An 837-nucleotide genomic window follows, 5' to 3' on the forward strand; every position below is an offset into this window, starting at 1 on the left:
GCGTGCAGGATGCATGCGGCAGAGTTCCGGGGCGTTCCCGGCGCCTTGCGTGAGGAAGATGACAGGCAATGAATATCAGGATCTACGCAATCAATCTTGATCGGTCGATCGAGCGCTGGGATGCTTTGTCGACCCAAGCCGCCGACATGAGTCTCGATCTCCTTCGCATCCCCGGGATCGATGGCGCCACATTGGCCGCCAACGCGCGCATCGACTACGATGAAGATGCCTTCAGACGCAAGAACGGGCGTAGCCTTCTCGCTGGCGAATACGGCTGTTACCGAAGCCATCTCAAGGCGCTGTCTGCATTCCTCGAGACGGGCGACGCAGTCGGGATCATCGTCGAAGACGACCTGGTCCTGACCGAGGATCTCTGTCGACGGACGGCTGCCGCGTTCGAGGCCTGTCCCGAAGCTGACGTCATCAAGCTTTTCAACCATCGCGTGGTCTGGTTCCGGCACTATTGCACCTCTTCGCTTGGCGATGAAATCGGCCGTGCAGCCCATGGCCCCCAGGGGTCGGCGGCGTGTTATGGCGTCAGCCGCGCCGGTGCGGCAAAACTGGTCGAAAAACTGCGCAGGATGGAGTATCCCTGGGATGTCGCCCTCGAGCGTGGCTGGGCTACGGGGATTGAAATCTATACGATGCGGGCTGACGTGGCGAAGACCACCGAGGAGGACACGACCATCGCTTCGCGAGAGACCTACCGGTCCACGAAATTTCCCTGGTGGAAGCGCCTGAACACCTATGGGCTGCGCTTCATCGACGATGCAAAAAGGCTTGGCTATGCGCTGCGCGGCTAGGCCCTGGGACCGGCCTCAAGATGCAGGCTGACGC

1 protein-coding gene is annotated in these 837 nt (G+C 60.9%); it reads left to right on the plus strand.

Annotated features, from left to right (window positions below):
* The first annotated feature begins 68 nt into the window (after positions 1 to 68).
* The gene (locus tag EO99_RS0125410) at positions 69 to 803 is read left to right on the plus strand and encodes a glycosyltransferase family 25 protein (RefSeq protein WP_029621333.1); all 735 of its coding nucleotides are present in this window, start codon (positions 69 to 71) and stop codon (positions 801 to 803) included.
* Positions 804 to 837: the final 34 nt, after the last annotated feature.

The sequence above is a fragment of the Pseudorhizobium marinum genome, assembly GCF_000705355.1.
GTDB classification, from domain to species: Bacteria; Pseudomonadota; Alphaproteobacteria; order Rhizobiales; family Rhizobiaceae; genus Neorhizobium; species Neorhizobium pelagicum.